17 protein-coding genes are annotated in these 21,227 nt (G+C 37.9%); 3 read left to right on the top strand and 14 right to left on the bottom strand.

Annotated features, from left to right (window positions below; translation table 11 throughout):
* Window positions 1-62 precede the first annotated feature (62 nt).
* Together ppc and BGO84_RS07155 are read left to right on the top strand one after the other, a co-directional pair.
* Window positions 63-2,693 (top strand): phosphoenolpyruvate carboxylase, encoded by a 2,631-nt coding sequence (gene ppc, locus BGO84_RS07150; protein ID WP_135105284.1) that lies wholly within the window; start codon window positions 63-65, stop codon window positions 2,691-2,693.
* Window positions 2,694-2,834: 141 nt separating this feature from the next.
* The gene (locus tag BGO84_RS07155; protein ID WP_291028622.1) at window positions 2,835-4,058 is read left to right on the top strand and encodes a 3-phosphoshikimate 1-carboxyvinyltransferase; all 1,224 of its coding nucleotides are present in this window, start codon (window positions 2,835-2,837) and stop codon (window positions 4,056-4,058) included.
* A 4-nt stretch (window positions 4,059-4,062) separates the two neighbouring features.
* Here BGO84_RS07155 and era read toward each other — a convergent pair whose 3' ends face one another.
* The 8 genes from era to BGO84_RS07195 all read right to left on the bottom strand — a co-directional run bounded on the left by era (window position 4,063) and on the right by BGO84_RS07195 (window position 12,263).
* On the bottom strand, window positions 4,063-4,944 hold the full coding sequence (gene era / locus BGO84_RS07160) for a GTPase Era (protein WP_283686113.1): 882 nt from the start codon (window positions 4,942-4,944) through the stop codon (window positions 4,063-4,065).
* 17 nt (window positions 4,945-4,961) lie between these two features.
* The gene (locus BGO84_RS07165) at window positions 4,962-5,495 is read right to left on the bottom strand and encodes an HAD hydrolase family protein (RefSeq protein ID WP_252638899.1); all 534 of its coding nucleotides are present in this window, start codon (window positions 5,493-5,495) and stop codon (window positions 4,962-4,964) included.
* On the bottom strand, window positions 5,495-6,265 hold the full coding sequence (locus BGO84_RS07170) for a Rossmann-like and DUF2520 domain-containing protein (RefSeq protein ID WP_291028623.1): 771 nt from the start codon (window positions 6,263-6,265) through the stop codon (window positions 5,495-5,497). Before BGO84_RS07170 ends, BGO84_RS07165 begins: the two co-directional genes overlap by 1 nt.
* Window positions 6,265-6,600, bottom strand: coding sequence for a hypothetical protein (locus BGO84_RS07175; RefSeq protein WP_135105092.1), 336 nt, complete (start codon window positions 6,598-6,600; stop codon window positions 6,265-6,267). Before BGO84_RS07175 ends, BGO84_RS07170 begins: the two co-directional genes overlap by 1 nt.
* A gap of 6 nt (window positions 6,601-6,606) precedes the next feature.
* The gene (locus BGO84_RS07180) at window positions 6,607-7,155 is read right to left on the bottom strand and encodes a nitroreductase family protein (RefSeq protein WP_283686115.1); all 549 of its coding nucleotides are present in this window, start codon (window positions 7,153-7,155) and stop codon (window positions 6,607-6,609) included.
* 61 nt (window positions 7,156-7,216) lie between these two features.
* Window positions 7,217-8,596: a sugar transferase gene (locus tag BGO84_RS07185; RefSeq protein ID WP_291028624.1), complete on the bottom strand. Its 1,380-nt coding sequence runs from the start codon at window positions 8,594-8,596 to the stop codon at window positions 7,217-7,219.
* A 35-nt stretch (window positions 8,597-8,631) separates the two neighbouring features.
* Entirely contained in the window at window positions 8,632-10,968 is a 2,337-nt protein-coding gene (gene topA, locus BGO84_RS07190) for a type I DNA topoisomerase (RefSeq protein WP_283686117.1), read from the bottom strand.
* A 218-nt stretch (window positions 10,969-11,186) separates the two neighbouring features.
* Window positions 11,187-12,263 carry a hypothetical protein gene (locus BGO84_RS07195; RefSeq protein ID WP_291028625.1) on the bottom strand — a complete coding sequence of 359 codons (1,077 nt, stop codon included), beginning with the start codon at window positions 12,261-12,263 and terminating at the stop codon, window positions 11,187-11,189.
* 208 nt (window positions 12,264-12,471) lie between these two features.
* Here BGO84_RS07195 and BGO84_RS07200 point away from each other — a divergent pair, with 208 nt between their 5' ends.
* Entirely contained in the window at window positions 12,472-14,832 is a 2,361-nt protein-coding gene (locus BGO84_RS07200; RefSeq protein WP_291028626.1) for a TonB-dependent receptor family protein, read from the top strand.
* A 69-nt stretch (window positions 14,833-14,901) separates the two neighbouring features.
* Here the strand turns inward: BGO84_RS07200 and aroB are convergent, their stop codons facing one another.
* The 6 genes from aroB to yaaA form a co-directional block, all read right to left on the bottom strand.
* A complete protein-coding gene (aroB, locus tag BGO84_RS07205; RefSeq protein WP_291028627.1) occupies window positions 14,902-15,957 on the bottom strand; it encodes a 3-dehydroquinate synthase in 1,056 nt (351 codons plus the stop codon).
* Between the two features lie 240 nt (window positions 15,958-16,197).
* Window positions 16,198-17,169, bottom strand: a complete 972-nt coding sequence (fmt, locus tag BGO84_RS07210) for a methionyl-tRNA formyltransferase (RefSeq protein ID WP_291028628.1) — start codon at window positions 17,167-17,169, stop codon at window positions 16,198-16,200.
* A 117-nt stretch (window positions 17,170-17,286) separates the two neighbouring features.
* Complete coding sequence (locus BGO84_RS07215) at window positions 17,287-17,517, bottom strand: hypothetical protein (protein ID WP_252638911.1); 231 nt, start codon at window positions 17,515-17,517, stop codon at window positions 17,287-17,289.
* A 96-nt stretch (window positions 17,518-17,613) separates the two neighbouring features.
* The gene (locus tag BGO84_RS07220; RefSeq protein ID WP_291028629.1) at window positions 17,614-19,410 is read right to left on the bottom strand and encodes a chloride channel protein; all 1,797 of its coding nucleotides are present in this window, start codon (window positions 19,408-19,410) and stop codon (window positions 17,614-17,616) included.
* Between the two features lie 183 nt (window positions 19,411-19,593).
* On the bottom strand, window positions 19,594-20,340 hold the full coding sequence (gene gpmA, locus BGO84_RS07225) for a 2,3-diphosphoglycerate-dependent phosphoglycerate mutase (RefSeq protein WP_006842966.1): 747 nt from the start codon (window positions 20,338-20,340) through the stop codon (window positions 19,594-19,596).
* 75 nt (window positions 20,341-20,415) lie between these two features.
* Window positions 20,416-21,177: a peroxide stress protein YaaA gene (gene yaaA / locus BGO84_RS07230; RefSeq protein WP_291028630.1), complete on the bottom strand. Its 762-nt coding sequence runs from the start codon at window positions 21,175-21,177 to the stop codon at window positions 20,416-20,418.
* Window positions 21,178-21,227: the final 50 nt, after the last annotated feature.

Consider the following 21,227-nt stretch of genomic DNA (forward strand, 5'->3'; position numbering starts at 1 on the left):
TGGCGTTAAATATTATAACGGAGAAAAATACAACTAATAATTAGAATAAACCTATGAACAATATGCAACAATCCTTGATGCACGACAATATCAAGATGCTTGGCCACTTGCTCGGAAAAACGATCAATGAGGCGAAAGGGCAAGATATGGTCGACCTCATAGAAACAATCCGCAGGCTATCTAAAGCATCACACTCGGGTGACATTGAAGCACATAAATCGTTGGTTAAGACATTGCAAAATCTTAGGGATGAGGAGTTCTTGCCTGTAGCACGTTCTTTCAACCAGTTTCTTAACCTCACAAATACGGCAGAACAATATAATAGTATCTCTCCCCACGCACAAGGGGCTGAGAATCCGGTGAATTTTTCTGCAGTATATGAAAAACTTAAAGCCGCTAACTATAGCGATAGCGATATAATCAAAGCAATAGAAGATATATCTATCGATTTGGTTTTAACCGCTCACCCTACAGAAATAAATAGACGCTCGTTGATCAATAATCTGAATCAAGTAGATCAATGCCTTAAGCTACTCGATCATGATGATTTGATCGAACATCAGAAAGTACAAATATTGCGCAGACTCAAACAACTAATCGCTCAATATTGGTATACTGATGAAATACGTCAGAATCGTCCGACCCCCAACGAAGAAGCAAAATGGGGATATGATGTAGTAGAGAATAGCCTTTGGGCTGCTGTACCAGCTTACATCCGAGAACTCGACGAGCAAATAAGAAATACACTCGCATATCGTATTCCGATCGATGCACGTCCTATACATTTTTCATCATGGATGGGGGGCGACCGTGACGGGAATCCTAATGTGACAGCCAAAGTTACACATGATGTACTACTTGATAGCCGCCGTCGTGCTGCAACTCTCTTCTTATCAGATATAGAAATACTGGTGAAAGAACTATCAATGGCAACCTGTACGCTCGAATTCAGAAATTATATAGGAAACTATGAAGTACAAGAGCCGTATCGTGAGCTAATGAAAAAGTTGCGTACACAGCTTCGTAATACTATAGCTTACCTTGATGCCCGTATAGCAGGTAAAAATCCTGAACTTACCGAGGATATTCTCTACTATAATGAGCAATTATGGGAACCTTTGCATGAATCTTATAAGTCTTTAGTGGCTTGCAAGATGGATATTATAGCCGATGATAAGCTATTGGATACTATGCGCAGGGTTAAATGCTTCGGGCTTACTCTTGTACAAATAGATGTTCGTCAGGAAAGTACAATTCATACTGAGACAATTTCAGAGATTACCCGTTATTTAGGATTAGGAGATTATGAAACATGGTCGGAAGATGAGAAGCAAGCTTTTCTTATCAGAGAGCTGAATTCTAAACGTCCTTTGGTTCCAAAAAATTGGGAGCCAAGTCCTCAAACGAAAGAAGTGCTGCAAACATGCAAAGTTATTGCAGAAACTCCTGAAGGGGTAATACCTACCTACATTATATCGATGACACGTACTCCGTCCGATATATTGGCGGTTTATTTGTTGTTGAAAGAAGCTGAGTGTCCTTATATATTACCCGTAACACCATTGTTTGAAACGCTGAATGACCTCAATAATGCCAATGGTATTATGCAGCAATTGTTTAATATTAGTTGGTACAGAGGCGTTATCAAGAGCAAACAAATGATAATGATCGGTTACTCTGACTCAGCCAAAGACGCAGGATCTATTGCTGCCGGATGGGCACAATACAGTGCACAAGAAGCATTGATCAAAAGCTGTCAAGAAGCGGGAGTATGCTTGACCTTATTCCATGGACGTGGTGGTACTGTCGGACGTGGAGGAGGACCTGCCAAAGTTGCTCTTTTCTCTCAGCCTCCGGGCTCATTAAAGGGTGGTTTGCGTGTAACAGAACAGGGCGAAATGATCCGCTTCAAATTAGGTATACCCGATCTGGCTATAAAAACGCTGGCTTTATATACTGATGCAATCTTAGAAGCTAACTTACTTCCGCCACCTGCACCAAAACAGGAGTGGAGAGACCTTATGAATAAGATGTCCGATATTTCTTGTACTATATATCAAGATACAGTACACAGAAATCCTGATTTTATACCGTATTTTTATCAGGCAACTCCTGAGGCCGAGCTTGCTCGTTTGCCATTAGGATCACGACCTGCAAAACGTCGTCCCAATGGTGGGGTTGAAAGTTTGCGTGCTATTCCTTGGATATTTGGATGGACTCAAAACAGGTTAATGCTTCCGGCATGGCTTGGAGCGGGAGAGGCCCTTCAGCAAGTTATAGATGAAGGGAATGTAGAGATATTAAAAACCATGTACAAAGATTGGCCTTTCTTCGGAACAAGGATTAATATGTTGGAAATGGTATTTGCCAAAGCAGACCCTCGTATATCGGCATATTATGACGAACGGTTAGTGGAAGACAGGTTGCAAGATTTAGGAAAAAGGCTTAGAGCACAGTTAGAGGGTGCAATAAAATCTACATTGAGAATATCTCAGGATGAATACTTGATGGAGAGCCTACCCGATATAGCAGAGAATATTGCAATGCGAAATATATATACCAATCCGTTGAATCTGTTGCAGGTAGAATTGCTTCATCGTTCGAGACAAGACAGTGAGCATTCTCCCGAACTGGAACTGGCACTGATGATCACAATATCGGGTATTGCCGCCGGAATGCGAAACACAGGATGATAACATTCTGATAAAATATATAGATTGTAAAAGCTCATAAAAATCAAAATATTTTTATTCGTAGAAAATGCTTAATCCATGTTTAAAAATTTGATCTTTATGGGTTTTTACTTTAATTTCGTATAGATAAATAATTATATCATGCAATATAAAATAATGGCTCCAAAGGCCATAAATTCAACAATAGCACTGCCTGCATCTAAAAGCATAAGCAACAGAGCTCTTATTCTGAACGGTCTAAGTTTAAATGCTTCAACTCTGGAAAATCTTTCCGACTGTGATGATACGCAAGTTATGATAGAAGCCTTCCGTTCAGGTAGTAGCCTGATTGATGTAAAGGCTGCCGGCACATCTATGCGTTTCCTTACAGCATTGTTAGCGATAACGCCCGGAGAATGGATAATAACAGGCACAGAGCGCATGCAGGAACGTCCTATTAATATTCTTGTAGAAGCCCTGACCTCATTGGGAGCCCGCATTTCATATATTGCGAATATTGGATATCCTCCGCTAAAGATAAAGGGTACGGCACTCGATGGTGGTGACATATATTTGTCGGGAGATGTCAGTTCTCAGTTTATATCGGCACTTCTGATGATTGCCCCTACAATGAGTAAAGGGTTGACAATCCATTTGGAAGGCGATATTATATCCATCCCGTATATAAAAATGACATTGGGAATGATGTCCCAGTTTGGAGTAAAGGCACACTGGGAAGATAAAATAATTCGTATTCATCCACAAGAATACAGACCGACTCATTATGTAGTAGAGTCTGATTGGTCTGCAGCTTCATATTGGTACGAAATGGCTGCGTTAACAGATAGTGCGTATATAGAACTGAAAGGATTGTTCAAAGAAAGTATGCAAGGTGACTCTAAAGTATCCGAGTTGTTTTTGGACTTAGGTGTTAATACCGAATTCACTGAAAACGGAGTTATATTGACTAAGTCGGACAGAATAACAAAGAAGATGTTCCATAATTTTGTGAATGAGCCCGATTTGGCACAAACCTTTGTTGTAACTTGTTGTATGATGAATATTCCTTTTATGTTTACCGGATTGCAAAGCCTAAAGATAAAAGAAACAGACCGCATAGAAGCATTAAAGGCTGAAATGAAAAAGCTGGGATATCTTATTTATGACAGTCAAAACAGTATTCTCGAATGGAATGGTGAAAGATGCGAGCCAGAAACAGAAGCTGTTATCCGTACATACGAAGATCATCGCATGGCGATGGCTTTTGCTCCGGCTGCAATAAAAATGGATCATATCAATATGGCACACCCGAATGTAGTTACTAAGTCATATCCAAATTATTGGAATGACCTGAAAACTGTAGGATTTACGATAGAGGAAAAATAATATATCAATCTAAACGATATCCGAATTGGCGAAGTATGTTATCCCTGCTTCGCCAATCTTTTTCTACTTTGACGAATATTTGCAAGAATACTTTTTTATCAAAAAATCGCTCAATATCTTTCCTTGCCATTGTACCGAGTTTCTTCAAGGCTGCACCTTGATGTCCGATAACAATTCCTTTTTGTGTGTCACGCTCTACAATGATAAGAGCTCTTATGTTTATTATATCTTTTTCTTCTTTAAACTCTTCAACAACGACTTCTACCGAATATGGAATTTCTTTTTGGTAATAAAGAAGAATTTTCTCACGAATAATCTCTGTTACAAAGAATCGGGCAGGGCGATCGGTTAATGCATCTTTCTCAAAATAGGGTGGTGATTCGGGGATAAGGTCTATAATCCGTTTCTTGACCACATCTGCATTAAACTTATTTAGTGCCGAAATCGGATATATTTCCGCATTCGGAAGTAGTTCTTTCCACCGCAAGACCAAGGCTTCCAATTCTTTCTGATTTGTTTGATCTATTTTATTAATCAAAAGCAAAACAGGAGCTTCTACACCTTGTACTTTCTTTAGAAACTCTTCGTTTTTGTCTATTTTTTCGACAACATCAGTCATATATAGTAAGACATCAGCATCACTTAATGCAGATTCCGAGAAGTTAAGCATCGACTCCTGCAACTTGTAATTGGGACGCAAAACACCCGGAGTATCAGAATAAACAATCTGATATTCATCGGTATTCACTATTCCTAAAATACGATGACGAGTGGTCTGAGCTTTAGAAGTAATAATTGATACTTTTTCACCTACCAACAGGTTCATCAACGTTGATTTACCTACATTGGGGTTGCCTACTATATTTACAAATCCTGATTTATGCATTTTTATTTTTTATGTTTTTAGAATACGGCTGTCGAACTTAGCATTTCGGGTGTCATCCATTTGCCTTGTGCTTTCATCACTTGCTCTATGACATCACGGGCAACACCATCTCCGCCATTTTTATGCGAAATATATTGGGCTACACTTTTTATCTCAGGCGCAGCATTTGCCGGGGCTACAGCCAACCCTACAGCCTGCATTACCTGATAGTCTGGCAAGTCGTCGCCTGCATATATTATCTCTTCGGCTTTATAGCCTGTTTTTTCCATATAGTCGTTGAGGTCATTTATCTTAACTCTCGATTTGAGGTAAATATCATTAACTCCCAACCTGTTGAAGCGAAGACGAATATTATCTGTATCTGCTCCTGTGATAATGGCCACACTATAACCGGCTTTTACTGCAAGGTTGATAGCATATCCATCTTTTATATTTACCATCCTTACCGGTGACCCATCTGAAGACAAAGGTATTGAATCGGGAGATAAAACACCATCAACATCAAATATAAATGCTTTTATTTTCTTCAAATCGTAATTTATTGTACTCATTATATATCTTTTTTACCAAACCGATGAATACTTTCGCTCATCAGTTTATAAATTTGTTTTATTTTATCATCATCAATCAGCGACAGGTGCTTCTCCATCACATTTTCATCGAAGCGCACAGCCGGACCTGTTTGGGCTTCTTCGGGAGATAAAGAATGTACCTTCGATGCAGTTTCGTCAATCAACGGCAAGGCGATATCGAACGGTAAGTTTATTTTTGCTAGAACTTGTTTCGATAAGGTGTACATATGATTCGTAAAGTTGCAAGCAAATACTCCTGTAAGGTGGAGATACTTTCGTTCTTCTGTCGATAATTCTACTATTTTGGTTGACAACTGGGATGCTATGCTTTTTAGTTGTTCCAATGCATGATCATCCGAAGCCTCCAGAAATATTGGAATGTCCGCCCAGTCAACTTTTCTATCTTTACTAAATGTTTGAAACGGATACAGTACTCCATATCGAGAAGTATATCCTTCAAAGACATTTATAGACATGCTACCGGCTGTATGTGCCCATAAGCCATTATTTGACGGAAGACTAGCAATCAATTCTTCTAAAACAGAATCTTTTACCGAAAATATATATAAGTCAGCATCCCAGACGGCTAATGATATATCTGTAATAGGTGCAGCATCCACTTCATTGGCTAAAGCGGATGCAGAAGCTAATGTTCGGCTATAGACTTGTACAATATCAAAAGATTTACTGTACAGCTCTTTTGCAAATTGTGTTGCAACATTGCCTGCTCCTATCAATACTACTTTCATTAGTTCTTCTTTTTGGCGCTTAATACCATTGCCACTCCCGCAACGATCAATAACCCCGGAACAATAAGATTAGAATAATTATGCATCCAACCAAAGAACGTATCAGCATTAAGCAGTACTCCTATACCTAGGAATATCCAACCTAAAACTCTCTTAGGTTGAGTGAATAAGAACACAATCCCTGCTATAAGCAAAAAAGAACCTACTCCTATTAGTCTGTCAGCATAAGGGATTTTACTTAATACGTCTAACTTGTCCAGCATAAATAAAATACCGAAGATAAGTATGGTTATCCCATACGACAAACGGTCGTTTGACTTGCTATTAGTTGCCATAAGTAGCTATTCTATTATTTGGTTTATATTAAAGTTTCCGATATGTACTTTCTCCCATTGTAATTTTTCATCGTCGATAGGGGAGCGCTCTTGTGCTTTATTTCCAAATACTATAACAGAAAGAACCTGCAGCTGTATCGGGATATTAAATAAGCTCTTGATATAGTCATTAGAAGCTTCCTCTTCCTCTGTATATCGCTCTCTGATTTGTATCCAACAACTTCCCAATCCCAAATCTTCCGCTTGTAACTGCATCATAATGGAAGCAATAGACGCATCTTCTATCCACACGTCGCTTGTTAATGGATCAGCCATAACTATAATAGCTAAGGCACAACCTTCTATCGGTTTACTTCCCGATTTTTTGCATAGCGACAGCTTTCTTAGCATTTCTTTATCTTCAACTAATAGAAACTGCCAAGGATTTTTACTCTTTGATGAAGGCGACTTTAGCCCAGCTTTGAGAATAGTCTCTACTTGCTGAGGTTTCAATGGTTCATCTGTAAATTTACGAATACTCCGACGATTTGTTACCAAATCTTGAAAATTATTCATAAGTCAATATGATTTATAAATTCTTATTTTATTAATTAGTTTTACTCTCCGGATATATAAATTAACGGCGAGTCAATTCTTCAACTTCCTTCTCAATCTCACTGACAGATTTTAAACCTTCGGTACTGCTTTTTCTAAGGAGTATATTCAGTGTTTGCATGATCAGTTTAATGTCTAAAGCATACGAATAGCCGTTGATATACAGCAAGTCGTATTTTAATTTATCTCTTACCGATGTATTATATTTACCTTGCACTTGTGCCAGACCTGTAAGCCCGGCTTTAACCCTATGACGCAAGTTATATTCAGGCATCTCGGCACAGAACTGTTCTACAAAGAATGGACGTTCAGGGCGTGGGCCTACTATGCTCATGTCGCCTATGAGTATATTGTAAATCTGAGGTATTTCATCCAATCTGGTAGCACGCAAGAAGTGGCCAAGTTTAGTTATTCTACAGTCAACATCTTGAGCTAATACAGGACCCGAGGCAGCTTCTGCATTTTCGACCATTGTCCGAAATTTATATATCTTGAAAACTTTGTTGTCACGCGTTATGCGTTCTTGTGCATAAAATGCTGATCCTCCGCCTATTTTTAAAGCCAAATAAACAAATATGAATGGAATAGATAAAACAATCAGTCCCAAAATCCCTAAGAAGACATCCGTCAGTCGTTTAAAAAGCTCATTACTCTGTCCCAGTCCTAACTCTCTCACATCTAAAACCGGCGAATCATCTATTTGCAGGAAGTTCGCATTAAATTGGAGTATCTCTGAATTTTTAGGCTGATATAATACAGTACGGTTACGTTCTATGCAATATAAAATAATATGCTGTTTTTGCTCTTCGGAAACATCTTCGGTAATGAATGTTATATCACATCCGTTGATATAGTTATATAAATTAAGATGGTCGGGGGAACAAACATGTTTCAAGTTAGACCATATTCCTTTTGCCTCAAGTAATTTGTATGCCAGAGGTTGCGACTTCTCATAGCCAATAACGAGTACCGATTTTCCTTTATTCAGGCGAAAGTGCATTCTATTGGCAAAAAAGTGCCAGAACGTGATTGCTGCAATCTGCATGGCATAGGCAGTAAGAAGAATACTTCGGGGGAATGCAAATTCTCTGGCCAAGAAGCTTATAGCCATTGTGCAAAACAATAGAGAGACTATAACCAGAAATACGGTGTACCCTATACCCAAAAAAGAAAAATCTTTTGGTTTATCTAATTCAAATATATGGCTTAAGATTAAATAGCAAATACCTATATATGGCCAGATAGCAACAAACGAAAACCAGTTTTCGGAGAAGTTGTCAAGGCTATCTTTAAAAATGTAGAAAGACCAAATTATCGAACCATATACGATGGCTAAATCCAACAAAGGTATTAATATCTTTAATCCCCTGTATCCAAATATTTTTTCCAAAAATCTATTCATTCAACTGAATATAATAATTTTTCAAGGAAAAAATGCTACTTCTTCTTCGATTTTGCTTTTGTTTTAGTAGCAGGTTTCTCTCCGGTTGCCTTCACTATTTTCATTGCTGCGTCAAAATCTAAATCAGCAGGCACTACACCTTTCGGAATTTTATAGTTTGTTTTTTGATACGCAATATATGGACCATATCGGCCATTTAATATTTGTAAATCTGCGTCCTCAGTAAAAGTCTTTATTATCTTTTCAGCGTCTTTTTGGCGTTTATCTTCAATCAAAGAAATCGCACTATCTAAATCAACACTGTAAGGATCATATCCTTTAGGCAAAGATATAAACTTTCCGTTATGTTTTATATACGGGCCAAATCTTCCTGTACCAACGCTAACATCTTTACCTTCAAACTCACCAACCGAACGAGGTAGCTCGAATAATTTCAAAGCTTCTTCTAATGTAATAGTTGTGATAGATTGTGTTTTTTGTAATCCTGCAAACTGAGGTTTTTCTTCTTCTTCTTGAACACCAATTTGTACCATTGGCCCGAAACGTCCGATCTTTACAGATACCTGACGTCCCGATTTAGGATCAACACCCAGTATACGTTCTCCTACTTTATGATCTGTTTGAGTATTTGTTGCAGACTCTACAATAGGATGAAATACTTTGTAAAATTTATCTATAAGTTTTGTCCAGTTTTCTTCACCTTCGGCGATCTGGTCAAATTCTTTTTCTATATTGGCAGTAAAATTATAGTCTAATATCCCCGGAAAATATTCGATAAGGAAATCATTTACAACCACTCCTGTATCAGTAGGGATAAGCTTGCCCTTGTCTGTACCTGTGATTTCAGTTTTCTGTGTATCCGATATTTTTTCTTTTTTGAGGGCTAAGATATTATACTGACGTTCTGTTCCTTCTATATTCGACTTCTCTACATACTCACGGTTCTGTATGGTAGAGATAGTTGGTGCATAAGTAGACGGACGACCTATACCAAGCTCTTCCAGCTTACGAACAAGAGATGCTTCACTATAGCGACTAGGACGTTGTGTAAATCGTTCTGTGGCTGTCGCCTCTTTCATTTGTAGTGCATCCTGAACTTTTACAGGAGGAAGCAGGCTTGTTTCATTATCTATAATCTCTTCATCAGTACCTTCAAGGTATACATGCAAGAACCCGTCAAACTTGATAACTTCTCCAACTGCTGAGAATTTCATATCTTTCTCATTAGAGATACTAACTGTTACAGTGGTTTTCTCCAATTCTGCATCAGCCATTTGAGATGCAATAGTCCTCTTCCATATCAGTTCGTACAGTTTCTTCTCCTGTGCAGTGCCCGATATTGAGTGCTCATTTATATATGTAGGACGGATGGCCTCGTGTGCCTCTTGTGCTCCTTTCGATTTTGTTGAGAAATGGCGAACTTTTGAATATTGCTTTCCATATTCAGATTCAATCTCATTTTTTGTAGTGTTAATTGCCAAGCTGGACAAATTAACCGAATCGGTACGCATATAAGTAATTTTTCCCGACTCGTATAATTTTTGAGCAACCATCATTGTCAACGAAACAGGGAAGCCTAGTTTACGAGATGCTTCCTGTTGCAAGGTTGAAGTAGTAAAGGGAGCTGCCGGAGATTTTTTCATCGGTCTTGTCTCTACATCTTCAACTTTGAAGCTTGCTTCTTTAAGTTTTTCAAGAAGGTTTAGAGCTTCTTGTTTGGTTTTAAGTCGCTTGCTAAGTTCTGTCTTTATTTCGTACTGAGAGCCATTGTCTTCTTTTGTGAAAATGGCAATCACTCGATAAGATGCTTCCGATTTGAATTGTTGTATTTCTCTTTCACGTTCAACGATCAATCTTACAGCTACCGACTGAACACGTCCTGCTGATAGTGCGGGCTTTACTTTGCGCCATAGTACGGGCGACAATTCGAACCCTACAATGCGGTCAAGAACGCGACGTGCTTGTTGCGCATCTACGAGATTGATGTCTATTGTTCGGGGATTTTCTATTGCATTCAGAATTGCATCTTTCGTAATTTCGTGGAAAGCAATTCTTTTTGTTTTATTCTCTTCAAGCTTTAATGTCTTATACAGATGCCATGATATAGCTTCTCCCTCACGGTCTTCATCGGAAGCAAGCCATACAAGGTCTGCTTCTTTTGCCGCTTTTTTCAGTTCATCGACAACTTTCTTTTTGTCGGAAGGTATCTCATATATGGGAGTATAATTGTTCTCCAGGTCTATGCCTAAATCTTTTTTCTTTAGGTCTCTAATATGTCCGTAACTAGACATAACTTTAAAATCTTTCCCTAAAAATTTCTCGATAGTTTTGGCTTTCGCCGGAGACTCAACAATAACTAAATTTTTCTGCATACAATTAAATCAAGGCTTGTGTTATATTCAAGCATACTAAACGTAGTGTACTCGAATAATACATTCTCTTTTGAACGGCAAAAGTAGTGATTTTGTTTTAAATAGCAGAATAAAAATAATCTTAATGCCGTAATTTATTGATTTTTTGTATTGAAAATCAATAAAAAAGAAGCCATATCTAAATTCTTTAAGCTTTTATTCGGAGTTATCTTAACAATTTAATTGAATAAAACAGGTTTTGATTCTATAGAAAAGTCTGAATAGCCGAACTCTTCAAAATTGTATGTGGATAAAATTTTCTTTACTATATTTATAAATGCGGCGTAATCATATATAATGAAGTCGATATACGAAAAGTGAAAGCCTGTAGCACCGCCTATCGTATTAGCAATACCATAGGGCACAGTTTCTTCAACGATCTTGTCTTCTATCTCTCCTCTGAAATTTATTATGTCTTCGCGAGGCACATTTATATTTTCGAAGAATGCGAAACCAAATATCACTCCGTCTTGCTTCGCTTCATTAAAACGAGCGGTCTTTTTCCCATAGAAATCATTGAGGATGGAAGAGCAAGAGGTGTATCCTGAAAAAATATCTTCTCGCAAAGTCCAATCACTATTTTCTTTTGGTTCTATACGATATCCGGTATATATTTCGGTTGGATTATCAAATTTAGGCCAACTGTTTTCTTCTATTGTTTTGTTTATAAAAGAACTTAATTCGGTTATTTTTACAGTTGGCTTTTTAGTTTTTTCATTCACAAACGTGATAGAGCCAATATATTCCATTGTATACAGCTCTCCGATAAACTGATCTAAATATATAAAGAGCATAGAGTAACGTTGGTCTTCGTCAAGACCCATCATTTTGGAGGAATATATTTCAATATTCACTTTGGGTCTTTCGTTCTCAATTTCGGGATATATTTCAATATCATTTTCTCCGATTTCTATGCCATACATTGTAAGTGTAGAACCAGCTTTAGCATGTGCTGGCTTGGATGAATAGAAATTCCATTTCTCCCACAGTTCTTGTGGAGCATGTTGTAGCCAGTAGTGTAATTGTATCAAGCGGGAGCGATTTCCTTCAGGTGTTAATATTAATTCATACTTTCCCTCATTGTTTATACCCATTTCGAAGTAGATTTTATGGAAAGCGATTTGTAATATGCTGTCGACAAAGTTTAGTAGAGTTTCTCCCTCAACTTTATTATTCATCATTTCTCTTATCTGACTTTCTTCTTCCGAAAAAGAATTCCAGAATTTAGCAACTCTATTTTTAAATGAATTTTGCATGTAGTTAATTTTTTATTGCATAGATTTACTATTTTTTAGTAATGTTATTATATTTACGTAAAAATAGACTATAAATCAAAGATAGATAATAAAACTCATTATCAAATACTCTTGATAACACTTGGTAACACTAAGTAGTAAAACGGAAACACATCATCAGCTTGCTGTTATCTACTTTTGCTAAACGAAACGAATATAAAATAAAACTATGAAGCCATTTTTACTATTATTCTTACTAAGCATAGCTGTTGTAACCAATGCGCAAGGATATACCCTGAAAGGCACAACAATGAATGAGTCGAACCAAACGGTGGAAGCTGTAACATGTATTCTGAGAAATACAAAGGATAGCCTTTGGCTGAAAACAACGATTACAGATACACAAGGTTTGTTTGAATTCAAGGATATTCCTAATGGAGAGTATACACTCACTCTACAACACATGACATACGAAAAGGAGGAGCACCCTATTAAGATACAGGATGCAGACTTAGAAATTCCGCCATATGTCCTTCTTTCGTTAAACAAAGAACTGACTGAGATAGTGGTAAGCGGAGAGCGCCCTATCGTAAAATCGGAAGCGGGGAAACTAATTTATGATGCTCCTTTACTAATCAAGAATAAGGTGGTTTCAAATGCATTCGAAGCTTTACAGAATGTGCCAAGCATTACCGGAGTTGGTGACGATCTCAGCCTGATCGGAACATCAGCCTATACGATTCTGATCAATGGGCAACTCACCAGCATGAGTAAAGAGCAAATAATAAGCATGCTCAAATCAATGCCCGCGTCCCGTATATCCAATATTGAAATCATGTATAGTGCACCGCCTCAATACAATGTAAGAGGTGCTGCTATAAATATTGTACTCAAAGATCAGAATGCAGACTTACCAACTTTGCAAGGAGAAGGAAGTGCAGAGTATAAGCAAGCACACTATGCGGAATTTGGTGTAAGAGGAAGCTTGTTATATACCAAACCTTCATATAATATTGATTTCTCTATTGGTGCAGATAAGGCTAAGAACTGGTCTACCAGCGATATGTTTGCAATACATCAGTTTGATGCGCATGCATACGATATTTCCCAGAAAAACTATTCTATGCCCAATCCCGAAAGTTTGAATACCCGGCTTGGACTTGGTTTTAATCTGAAAAATGAGGATAAGATAAAAATAGTATATACCGGTAACTTCGACAAATATGATGCAAGCCATACTTCGCAAACAAAATATCTAAAAGATGGTAATCCATACACAAGCATAGATTCGAAAGACGATGTAGTCGGGAACGATTACTTACATAATCTAAAAGCGGAATACAACTCTCACAAGAAGCTAAATATAGGAGCTGATTATACCTTCTATAACGATCCTTCAACAACTAAATATTACGACTATGAAGATGGTCAGATATTAAAAACTACCTTTAAAACCAAGACGGCTCAGCGTGTAAACAAGATTCTGTTATTTGCAAATCATACAGTGTCAACCAAAAGTGGCTGGGACTTTAATTATGGAGGCAATTTCTCATTCTCGAAAAACAACAATAGTTATGACTATTATAAGAATCCTGATAACACCGTGGTAGATTCAATAAATGATACCAAACAGAAGGAGTACAATGCATCTGTATTTGCCGGATTCTCTAAGCAGTTTGGTGAAAAGCTATCTGCCCAGGCTTCAATATCGGGTAACTATTTTCGTGCGGCGATAGACATTATGGGCGAGAAGAAAACATTGTGGAATGATTTCCAACCATTTGTAAATGCAAACCTTAGTTATACTCATAGCCCGCAGTTAATGTATCAATTGTCATTTTCTTCAGACATCAACTATCCTCCATATTGGGCATTAAGCACCGATCGATTTAAGATCAACGCTTACTCATCGGCAGAGGGCAATCCTGAGCTTAAATTCTCAAGAGAATACAGGACACAACTGAATGTAATTTATAAGCAGAAATATGTTCTTGGGGCTTATTATGAGTACACTCCTGATAGATTCATACAATTGCCATACCAGTCTCAGAGTAGTCTGGAGAATATATTCCAGATGGTAAATCTCGATTACGAAAAGCAATTTGGAATATATCTCGTTGTACCTTTTGCAATAGACAGGGTGTGGGATACCAAAGCAACGATCAACCTTTTCAGACAAGAAGAGAAAGACGATGAGTTCTATGATATTCCTTACAAGAGAAGTATGTATTCCTTTGTAGCACAGCTACGTAATACATTCAATATATCTTCCAAACCCAATATTAAGCTCGATGTTTCAGGGTTTTATATGAATGGAGCTCTCCAAGGGATATATGATATCAAGCGCATGTGGGATATAACAGCCGGTGCTAAATGGACATTCTTAAACAACAAAGCCGAACTCATGGCACAGGTTCAGGATATATTTAAGAGCAACGGTGCAACAACAAAGATCGATTATATGACACAGTATAGTACGATGAAGCTACATCCCAATGCTCCGGTATTTAAACTATCATTTACTTATCGGTTCGGTAATTACAAAAAGCCGAAAGTAGATGAAGTGGATACTTCCCGATTTGGAAGATAACAACTCTTCATATCAGACACTATTTTTTTATATAAATCCTCAGGGAATATACTATTCCTTGGGGATTTATTATAACCCTACACTCTCGCGAAGGAAATCGATGGCATCGAAGATATCCTCTTTGCTTGCCGTTTGATTGATTTCTATCTTACCCACATCCGAAAGGAAAGTAAAGTTTACTGTATCCGATTCATTTTTCTTATCATGCTTCATGTATTCATATAGCCGCTCATAATGGTCGCAATCGAAATAGAAACCATCATAATTGTCTTTGATAAAATAAATGGTCTTGTACATTTTCTCTTTCGGAAAACCACAGAATCGATGAGAAAGATACAATTCGCAAATGATACCCCATGCAACAGCATAGCCGTGTTGAACGGGCTTGTTTAGTTCGTAAGACATACTCTCGAAAGCGTGCCCGATGGTATGTCCCAGATTGAGGGCTTTGCGTATTCCCTTTTCGAAAGGATCAATTTCTACGATGCGCTCTTTGACCCCAACAGAGTCTACAACCAACTGTTTCAACTTCTCATAGTCAATTTCCTCGGTGTCAAACGACATAGTTGCCAGCCACTCTTTATCACTGTCTATCAATCCATGCTTTATCATCTCTGCATAGCCCGACAAGAAATTCTGATGATCGAGGCTTTTGAAGAAGGCGGAGTCAATCAGTACAGTTTCGGCAGCAGCAAAAGCTCCTATTTCGTTTTTCAATCCGTTGAAGTTTATCCCTGTTTTTCCACCTACGGCAGCATCAACAGCACCGAGTAGGGTAGTGGGTATATTGATACACTTAATGCCCCGTTTGAAACTCGCCGCAGCGAACCCTCCGATATCTGTTAGCATTCCACCGCCAAGATTGATAAGTAAAGAGTGTCGGGTAGCTCCATTTTCTGAAAGATACTTCCAGATAGAAGACAATGTTTCTATATTCTTGTTGTCGTCTCCCGCCTTTATTATAATCTTCCCTGCTTTTGCAATCTCTGTATTATCTTTAACCAGTGGATAACACAACCTCTCGGTATTTTCGTCCGTTAGCAAAAACAATTTGTCGAAAGACAATCGGCTTAGGATATCATACAAATCTCTATTCAGGTCTGTAGACTTTATAACTTTCTGCATTTTGTTTATTATTAAGTTATTAACAATAAAAAGGTGACAAAAGTAACAGGTTTGTTATCCCTTTTCATTGTTACCTTTTCTTAGCCCCTTTCGGATTCAACTTTATGTAAATCTCTGGTTAAAGAGCTATTATTAAAAAAGTAACAAAAGTGACACTTTTTTATTTATAGTATCTGTGTAACATTTTGTTTTTTATTCTCCTTCGTTATTTTATAATAAGATAAATTTAGTCAAACTAAATTATTTAAAATAAGCTCCTTCTTCTATTTTATACCCTCTCAATACTTCATCTACCCTCATCGCTTTTTTCCCTGCAAACTGAATCTCTTTCATGCTGATAAGGCTATTGCTACATGCAACATGCAGGTATGTTTTATTATCAGTCAGAATAGTTCCCGGAACTAGAGTGTTTGCAGAAGGAATAACTTCCGAACGATATATTTTTACCATTTGAGGTTTTTTTCCCTCACTAAGAAGTTCTGTCCATGCCGTAGGGTAAGGAGACATCCCGCGAATTAAATTATGTATTTCTCCTGCCGATTTATTCCAGTTGATGCGGCAAGTCTCTTTAAATATTTTGGGCGCATGTTTCAAGTCTTTTTCATCCGAAAAGAACTGCTTCTGATCTACAGCATCTACACTACCCTCCAAGATCATATCAACTGTTTTTTGTACGAGCCCGGCTCCGACAACCATCAATTCATCGTGAATTTTACCTGCATTGTCATTTTCTCCTATCTTGATCTTTTCCTGTAGAATTATCTTACCTGTGTCTATCTCATGAGTAAGGAAAAAGGTGGTTACACCTGTTTCTTTATCCCCGTTTATTATAGACCAATTGATAGGCGCAGCACCGCGATATTGCGGTAGCAGCGAGCCATGAAGATTGAAAGTTCCCAATCGGGGCATATCCCATACCACCTCGGGCAACATGCGAAATGCAACTACTATCTGCAAATCAGCCTTCAACGCCTTTAGTTCACTGAGGAAAGTTTCATCCTTTAGTTTTTCGGGTTGCAACAAAGGCAGATTCTGTTCCAACGCATATTTCTTTACAGCAGAATACTGTATTTTGTATCCTCTGCCGCTTGGTTTGTCGGGCATGGTTATCACCCCCACTATATTATATCCGTTTTCAACGAGCTTTTTCAGACTTTCTACTGCAAAATCAGGAGTCCCCATGAAAACGATACGCAAATCTTTCTTATTCATTTATTCTGATTGTTTAATGCAAATTTAAGGATAAAACGCTATTCCTAAAAGTGCAAAAGCGTAAAGATTGATAAATCAAACAATCTCTACGCTTCGTTTATTTTGATATAGATATTATCAGTATTGATTTTTTCTGTTATTCCTATCTATATTAAAAGGATCTTTCTTGAAAAACAATGCCTTAACAAGCCACATAACCAAAAAAGTAATACAAGCTATAGCGATTGTTGCCCCCGAACGCCATATAATGCCCCACTCGATGGGTTTAATTCCCCAGAGCGCCAAAACAGTCAAAGTAGCACCTGTAAGAATAATTACAGCCGACAGAATACCTATAAACAGTCTCATAAATACCTAATTATTTAAGTTTTACTCTAAAAAGCAAAGATATAAAACTCTAGCAGACTTTATGTATTTATAAATATTATTTAGGAAAAAGCAGTGTCATTCTTCCACAAAGTTCTCAGCTAATACCCCTCTGTATACATCCAAAATGTTAGATTTGGAGATAAATCCCAGATATACATCATTCTGGTCTACCACAGGTAAGTTCCAAGCCTTAGTTTCGTCAAAGCTCTTCATTATAGATTCCATAGTCATACCTACAACCACAATAGCCGGAGGTGATGTCATAAAGCGTGATACCTTGAAGCGGTTATATAATTCGGGGCGAAACATAATATTTCGGATATTATCCATAAGAACAATACCCAAGAATCTCTTTTGCTCATCTAAAACAGGAAAGACATTGCGAGATGATTGTGATATAACTCTCACCATATCGCCCAAATACATATCAGGGCTCACTGTCTGAAAATTAGATTCTATCAGTTTCTCAATATTCATCAGTGTAAGTACGGCTTTATCCTTATGGTGAGTTATAAGCTCCCCTTTCTTTGCCAGACGCATCGAATAGATACTATGTGGCTCAAAAAACTTGATCACGACGTAAGAACAGATAGAAACAATCATCAGAGGGAGTAGTAGTTCATATCCACCCGTCAGCTCTGCAATCAGGAATGTTCCCGTCAAAGGGGCATGCATTACACCTGCCATTACACCTGCCATTCCCATTAATGCGAAATTCTCTTCCGGCAATAACGGAGCAAAACCTGTTAGTCGTGAGTGATTTATAGTAAAAGAAAATACAAATCCGGCAATACAACCCAAGAACAAAGATGGAGCAAATATCCCCCCTGTTCCTCCTGCACCGTTGGTTGCACTGGTCGCAAATACTTTCATCAGCAGAACTCCCGCAAGGAATAAGACGATAGTCCAACGGGTATCTTTAAATTCAAAGAAAACACTATTGTCCAACAGACCGGTGTAGTTCTTTGTTCCACTGATCAATGCCTCTATTGTATCATAACCTTCTCCGTAAAGAGGAGGCATCAAAAATATTAATATACTCAATATGCTTGCACCAAACGCAAACTTTTGCCAGTATGACATCTTGCGAAATATTCCTTCTGTCCACCCCATAGCACGGGTAAAATAGAGAGAAACCAATCCGCAAAAAATCCCCAGCAAAATAACATAAGGGATACGTTCGAGGGTAAAAGGCTCTGTATAGGCATAATTAAACATTGCCGAAGTCCCCATCGTCAGATATGAAATGGTAGCTGCCGTTACAGATGTTACCAACAACGGAAGTACAGTAAACGTTGTCAGGTCGAGCATCAATACTTCCACCACAAAAACCAATCCCGCAATAGGTGCTTTAAAGATACCCGCAATGGCACCCGCAGCACCACATCCGATCAGCAGCATCAGGTATTTCTGTTCTACCTTAAAGAAACGTCCCAGATTAGACCCGATAGCCGATCCTGTAAGTACAATAGGTGCTTCCGCCCCAACCGATCCCCCAAAACCAATTGTAATAGAACTGGCTACAATAGAGGTATATACATTATGGAGCTTTATAAAGCTTTTACGCTGAGATATAGCATACAATATTTTTGTAACACCATGGCTGATATCATCTCTCACGATGTAGCGAACAAACATTCCGGCGATTAAAATACCAACTATAGGATATATGAGGTACATATAGTTAGCACCTTCTGTGAGGAAAGGAGAAGTAAGAAGATGTTGTATAAAGTGAATTGCACTTTTAAGGATAAAAGCTGCTAATGCTGTAAATATTCCGATCAGGAAACTTACGAACAAGACCATCTGTTTCTCTTTTACATTTTGGGTCTTCCAGACAAGGAATCTGTTATAAAGTTTTTTGCGTGACATTTAATTTTAGGATTGAACTCCAAAAGTATAAAAAATTGGGTACAGAAATAAATTATTTTCACTCTATAGTGTTAAAACTAAAGAGACCAAACCAAAGTGTTGGTTTAGTCTCTTTTATTTTTCAGCTAGTCAGACTAGTTATTATAAAACTTCCACGCCTGTATGAAGGCTGAGTTGTTTATCTTATTTCTTTTTTCCCTGATTAGCAACAGCATCCATCAGTTTTTTGATTTCTTCAGGATCGCCAAGGAAATAATCTTTCACGAGGTTCAAATCATTGTCGAATTCAAAAACGTAAGGTACAGCTGTAGGTAGGTTCAAGCTAACGATATCTTCGTCCGAAATTCCTTTCAGATATTTGATGATACCACGTAAGCTGTTTCCGTGTGCTGCAACGATAATTTCATCGTGACACATCAATGATGGGTAGATAACTTCTTGCCAGTATGGAAGGATACGATCTACTGTTTCTTTCAATGCTTCTGTTTCAGGGATATATGCTTTAGGTACGTCTGCGTAACGAGGATCTTGAGAAGCTGAACGAGGGTCTGTTGGCTCTAGTGCAGCAGGTGGAACATCGTAACTACGTCTCCAAACAAGTACTTGCTCGTCACCGTATTTTTCAGCAGTCTCAGCTTTGTTTAAGCCTTGAAGCATACCGTAATGTTTTTCGTTCAAACGCCATGTTTTTTCAACAGGAATCCAATCCAAGTCCATTTGGTCAAGGATATTGTTCAACGTTTTAACAGCTCTTTTCAGATAAGAAGTATAAGCTAATGTAAATTTGAAACCTTCTTCTTTCAATAGTTTTCCGGCTTTTATAGCTTCTTGTACTCCTTGCTCCGACAAGTCAACGTTTGTCCATCCTGTAAAGCGGTTCTCTTTGTTCCAAACACTTTCTCCGTGGCGAATTAATACTACTTTTTTCATCTTTATTTACTGTTTTAATTATTATTTTCCAACTACGCAAAGTTAGTTAAATTATAGCGGAATAGCAAGTCGATCTTATCGAATAAATACCCATTCCTTATCATCCGAAAGCTGTGGTGCAAAAGTATATCCTTCGGTATCGAAACCCTTCAGATGTTCTATATCTTTCAGTTGATTTTGTATAATAAAGCGGGTCATCATACCCCGTGCTTTTTTTGCGTAAACTACTATTTGTTTATATCCTTTATCTGTTTGCTGTTTGAAGATAGGAGTTATGATCTTGTGTCCTTTAGGCAACAGCTTTTTATCTACAGCTTTGGAGTATTCTTTCGAAGCCAGATTGATAAGGACATTGTCGTCAGCTTTCATTTGTTTGGCTATGTACTTACTGATGGTGTCGGACCAAAATGCATACAAATCTTTCCCTTTATCGTTCACTATCGGGATTTGCATTTCGAGACGATATGGTTTAATCAGGTCTAGTGGACGAAGCACGCCATACAGCCCTGAAATATGTAGTAAATGTTTTTGAGCAAAATCGATATCCTCCGCAGAAAATGATTGCGCGTCCAGTCCCTTGTATGCTATTCCATTATAAGCAAATGCTGCCTGTTTTTGTGGTGTTTTGCTTAGAGGATATGCGTGGATGTATTGGTATACATCGTGTGCCAGCTGAGGGTTAATACTCATTAGAGACGCTATTTCTCCGGGAGTAATACCTTCCATCGATTTGTACAATCCTTTAGCTTCTTTCGCGTAGAGTGGGGTGGTTGACTCTTTTATCGGAGCCGGCTTTTCAAAATCCTGCAACTTTGCAGGAGACATTATTATAATCATATTTTTATTTCTTTATAAGTTCGTAATAATGTAAATTTATTGTAGGAACA

The organism is Dysgonomonas sp. 37-18, from assembly GCF_001899125.1.
Lineage (GTDB): Bacteria > Bacteroidota > Bacteroidia > Bacteroidales > Dysgonomonadaceae > Dysgonomonas.